Annotated in this window: 5 protein-coding genes and 1 pseudogene; all 6 read right to left on the bottom strand. The window is 69.6% G+C overall.

The annotated features are described in order from the left end of the window. A pseudogene (locus tag QK444_RS32830) lies at positions 1-213 on the bottom strand (hypothetical protein); the annotation flags it as partial. A gap of 13 nt (positions 214-226) precedes the next feature. Next, the gene (locus QK444_RS32825) at positions 227-922 is read right to left on the bottom strand and encodes a hypothetical protein (protein WP_282785939.1); all 696 of its coding nucleotides are present in this window, start codon (positions 920-922) and stop codon (positions 227-229) included. Continuing rightward, a complete protein-coding gene (locus tag QK444_RS32820; RefSeq protein ID WP_282785938.1) occupies positions 919-2040 on the bottom strand; it encodes an aromatic ring-hydroxylating dioxygenase subunit alpha in 1122 nt (373 codons plus the stop codon). Before QK444_RS32820 ends, QK444_RS32825 begins: the two co-directional genes overlap by 4 nt. 8 nt (positions 2041-2048) lie before the next feature. Next, on the bottom strand, positions 2049-2996 hold the full coding sequence (locus QK444_RS32815; protein ID WP_282785937.1) for an alpha/beta hydrolase: 948 nt from the start codon (positions 2994-2996) through the stop codon (positions 2049-2051). Continuing rightward, positions 2993-3802, bottom strand: coding sequence for an oxidoreductase (locus QK444_RS32810; protein WP_282785936.1), 810 nt, complete (start codon positions 3800-3802; stop codon positions 2993-2995). Before QK444_RS32810 ends, QK444_RS32815 begins: the two co-directional genes overlap by 4 nt. 45 nt (positions 3803-3847) lie before the next feature. Continuing rightward, a partial coding sequence (locus QK444_RS32805; RefSeq protein ID WP_282785935.1) for a carbon-nitrogen hydrolase family protein occupies positions 3848-4525 on the bottom strand: 678 nt, incomplete at its 5' end.

Here is a 4525-nt window from a genome sequence, read left to right as displayed (position 1 = left end):
GAGGGCGAAGCGGCCCGCCAGCGTGCCGCCGCCGGTGAGGCCGCCGTCCATGTAGTAGGTGGTGGTGCCGTTCTCGTGCACCGACGCGCGTCGGATGTCCTCGAAACCACACCAGGTGCCGCCCGCGTCGAATAAGGAGGGGCGGCCCACCCATTCACCCGCGATGCGCTGCTGGAAATTGCTCGGAGCGTCGATGGCGCTAACTTCTCTCACTCGTCACCGTCTCTCACCGGGCGGCCAGCAGTTCGCCGCGTACCCGCTCGGCCTGTTCGGTGCCGAGCAGCTGGGCGACCCGCCCCCACACCGGATCGACCTCGGGGCTGAACAGGTTGGCGCGCTGGCGACGGTCGCGCACCGCCAGCTCGGCGTCCACGGCCGCAACGCCGTTGTCCACCAGCGTCAGCCAATGCTCGAGATACCGGTCCACGGTGGCGTCGAGGGCCTTGAACGCGGTCTCGGTGGCCCGGCACACCACCATCCACGGCGACATCATGGCCCGCTGTCGGGGTCCGATGGCGGCGGCGGAGAGCCCGTCGATGCGCCACGCCTCCGCCAGCGGATCGGTGAGCGGTCCGAAGGCGGCGTCGAGATAGTCCAGGTGCACCGCCAGGTCCACGCGCGGGATGAGATCCAGGTGCATGGCGTGGTAGTCGCCCGCGTACACCGCATCGAGGGTGAAATGCGGTACGGCGGAATCACTTCCGGTGAAGGCGAACACCATGTGGCTGTCGAGTCCGATGGGCGGCACCACCAGATCCACCACCACCGCCTTGTCGATGGGGCCGCCGCGGAGCACCCGCAGCCTGCCCACCGGATCGGGCGACACGGCGCTGGTCAGCGGCAGATCCTCGGCGACGGTGAGACCGAGCGCGGTGCTCAACGCCGACAGGGTGCGCTCGCAGAGCGCGGTGGGCAGGCTCATTCGGGATTACCTCCGGTGCGGGCCTTGTGCACCCAGGCACTGGCCAGTTCGGGATTGTCGCGGCGGGCGGGGGAGGCGATGACGGTCGCCGTCCGGCGCGGCGAGTCGCCGGTGATGATGTCGTCGTCGCCGACCCACCACCCCTGCTTGCGCAGTTCCAACCGTCGCCGCCGGTAGGCCACCTGCAGGCCGTCGCTGCGCACGTGCAGCTCGTCGGACAGGTCGAAGGGCAGCAGTTCGGGCCGCTGCGATTCCACCACCGGCCGGTCCTGCAGCAGAATCTTCTCGATGCGCTTGCGCGCGTTGCCGTCCGCCCACGCCCCGGTGAAGAAATTCCGGTAGCCCAGGATCTTGACCAGCGTGCGCTCCTGGGAGAGCGGAATATTGAAGTCGTAGAGCAGCATGTCGCCGATCGGCAGCCGGATGTGCAGCTTCACGATGTTCGGCAGATACCAGGCGTTGGTCACGGTGACCGATTCCGGGCGAGGTCGCCGCCGGGCCAGCAGTCCCCACAGTCCCTTGGGCAGTGGCGGGCTGAGCTGGATATCGGCCTCGGCCGACCAATCCGTCTGGCGGATACGAAAATCCGGGATTTCGGGCTTGTCCGGGTTGCCGAAGCTGGTGCCGTGCACGAACGGCGTATGCGCGGCGTCGACCACGTTCTCCAGTGCCCGTTCGTAATTGGCGTCGATCTCCATCTCGAACTGCACCACCCGGAACTCCGGGTCGTCGTGTTCGGGAATGACCGGGATGGGCGGGCGTTCCGCCTCCGGGAGATCGCCCAGGAACGCCCAGACCATGCCGTAGCGCTCCACGGTCGGGTAGGCGTCGATCCGCGCCTTGCGGGGGATCTTGCGCTCCTCGGCATTGGCCGGGATCTTCACGCAGACACCCTCGCTGTTGTACTGCCAGCCGTGGTACGGGCAGGCGATGCAGTCGTCGGTGACCGTGCCCATGGACAGCGCCCCGCCTCGATGGACACACAGATCCGACAGGCAGGTGACCGTGCCGGAGCGGGTGCGGAACAGCACGAAATCCTGCCCGAGACAGGTCACCTTCCGGGGTTGCCGCCCGATGCGGTCGGCGAATTCCAGGGCGTACCAGAAGTTCTTCAGCATGGTGGTTCCTATCGCCGGGTCAGACGCAGTGCGGCATCGTCGAATTCGGCCAGTTCGGTCTTGGCCGCGGCATCGCCGCGCAGGTGCGTCCGCAGGAAGATCGAGACCAGCCGCGCGAACGACGGCAGGGCGTCGGTGTCACCGACGCCGTCGAGGAAGGCGCGTGCGGCGGTGGGGTCCGCGTCGGCGATCCCGAAGTGGTTGGCTCTCGGCACCTCCGCCAGCAGGTGATCGCCGTCGGGCAGCGCCTCGGTGAAGGTGCGCCGCACCGGATCGGGCCGTTCGTCCCCCTCCTCGCCGTAGCGGTCGGCGCTGCCCTGGATCACCCCGTCGCATGACCCCACACCCAGCAGCACCGGGCAGGCGGTCTGGGCGGGCAGCACGGTGCCCGGCGCCCAGCCCAGCATGGTGGCGACGAGCGTGTGCGCGCCCCAGGCGAATACCGCCGCGATCTCGGGGAAGAAGCGCGCGGACTGGAGGGCCACGGTGCCGCCCGCCGAATGTCCGCCCAGCGCGACTCGCTCCAGATCGAGAGCGCCGCGCAAGGGTGGCTGTTCGTTCAGGTCGGCCAGGGCGGCCAGCACCGCGCCGATGGTGGGGCAGGTCGGCCGGGTGCCGTAGGCGTCCGGGCGGGCGGCGTCCAGATCCACGCCCGGGGTGAGCCCACGCTGCCCGCCGAACAGTTCGGCGACCCGATCCAGGGTGACCACCACGAATCCGGTCGCGGCGACCGCGGTGGCGAAGCGGCGGTAGGACTCCTGCCCGACATTGACCCCGGACAGGAACACCACCACGGGATAGGGCGCGTCCGCCGGATCTGGCGGGAACACGCCGGTGAGCCGTTCGGCGTCGGAACCGGTGGCGACGGCCGGGTAGTAGACCTTCAGGTGGGCGGTGTCGAATGGTGCGGTGCCGTCGGTGCGCGCCGACCACCACAGGGAGCGGATGAGTGTCATGCGGTCGGCCTCGGCAGTTCACGGTCGCCGCCCCAGAGCGCGCGCACCAGCCGCTGGGTGAGTTCGGGCCCGAAGAACCGCTCTCCCATGACATTGGCCGGATCCCGCTCGGCGATATTGCGCCGGATGGCCAGATCCCGCTCGGCGAGTGCGGGGCGTTCCGCGGCGGGCACGGGTTCGGCCGCGTCCACCCAGGTCAGCCACTGCTCCACTCTGGACGTCAGCACCTGCGCCACGGTATCGAGATTCGGTCGCGTGGGGGGAAAGGAGTAGCAGTACGCGGTGGGGGAGAGGCTGCCGCGAATGAAGCCGGTGCGGCTGGTGAACCAGGTGAAATCCGGGTGGTCGCGCTTGAAGTCCAGCCAGGGTTCGTCATTGGGGGCGTAGAAGTCGTCGAAGTACGCGCCGTCGCCGACGAGGTCGCCGCGCGGGATCGCGTCCACGTAGAACCAGCCCTCCGGCCACAGCAGCAGCGCCGATCCGAGGTGCGGCACCCGGATGTGCGGGCCCAACCACGCGGTGAGATGCAGATTCACGAAACCGGTTCGGGGATCGCCGATCCAGGAGTGCACCAGCCAGTCGATCTCCGGTCCGGAGTAGGCGGCGAGGCTGCCGGAGGGGCCACCGTCCGGGTCGCCGTAGGTCTCCAGATCGGCGGTCGAGGGGTCACGGGTGAGCGAGAAGCATGCGGCGATAAGGGATTTCAATCCGGTCAGCAGCGCCCGCCACTCCTCGAAGGTCTCGGTCACATCGGCGCGCGGGGTCTGGTCGACCAGCTGCTCGACGTGTTGCAGGGTTTCGCTCATGGCTGCTCCGGAGTCGTCGATACGGTTGTCACACGGCTGCTTTCGTCAGGGCACGGGTAGGGAATCGAAGGGTTGACGCGGGCGATCGGCCACCAGGTCGGTGCCCCGGGATACGAGGCGGTTGGCGGCCTGGGCCGGTCGGATGCGGGCGCGAACGCTGGTGGCCCCGGCCGGAACCGGGGTGATGTCGGGATGGCTGATCACCCCGGCGAACGGGCCCTCCCAGACCGTCCAGAGGGTGAAATCGGGGCTGAGCGCGTAGATCCCGCCGGTGAGCCCGCCACTGTCGTCGAGTCCGGCGGCCACCACGTTGAGCCGATTCTCGGCCGCGCGTTCGGGCAGTCCGAGGCGCGCCTCCCACGGTTCGGCGGGAGTGTGGCACACCGCGACCACATCGGCGTCCTGGACGGCCGCCAGCCGGAAGGTCTCGGGAAACAGCGCGTCGTCGCCGACCACCAGCGCCAGCCGGCCCCAGGGCAGTTCGATCACGGTGAGGGCGGAGCCGGGCGCGGTCAGCCAGGGGTGGCGCGCGGTCGGATGCAGCTGCGGCTGGCGCGCCACCACCCCGTCGGCGTTCACCAGCAGACCGTGGTGAGCGACGCCCTCACGGACGGTGGTGACCGCGTGCGCGGTGGTGTCGCGCAGGGCGTCCACGAGTGCGGGGACCGGCAGGGCGGCCAGTTCCGGCAGCACGATCAGCTGGACGTCGGCGGTGGCCAGCGC

Source organism: Nocardia sp. CC201C (genome assembly GCF_030010695.1).
Classification (GTDB): Bacteria; Actinomycetota; Actinomycetes; order Mycobacteriales; family Mycobacteriaceae; genus Nocardia; species Nocardia otitidiscaviarum.
The sequence above is the reverse complement of the archived record's forward strand: the minus strand, read 5'-3'. Positions and strand labels throughout refer to the sequence as shown.

Coding starts and splice junctions, on each gene's coding strand:
- QK444_RS32825 (WP_282785939.1), bottom strand. CDS start 922: ATGAGCCTGCCCACCGCGCTCTGCGAGCGCACCCTGTCGGCGTTGAGC.
- QK444_RS32820 (WP_282785938.1), bottom strand. CDS start 2,040: ATGCTGAAGAACTTCTGGTACGCCCTGGAATTCGCCGACCGCATCGGG.
- QK444_RS32815 (WP_282785937.1), bottom strand. CDS start 2,996: ATGACACTCATCCGCTCCCTGTGGTGGTCGGCGCGCACCGACGGCACC.
- QK444_RS32810 (WP_282785936.1), bottom strand. CDS start 3,802: ATGAGCGAAACCCTGCAACACGTCGAGCAGCTGGTCGACCAGACCCCG.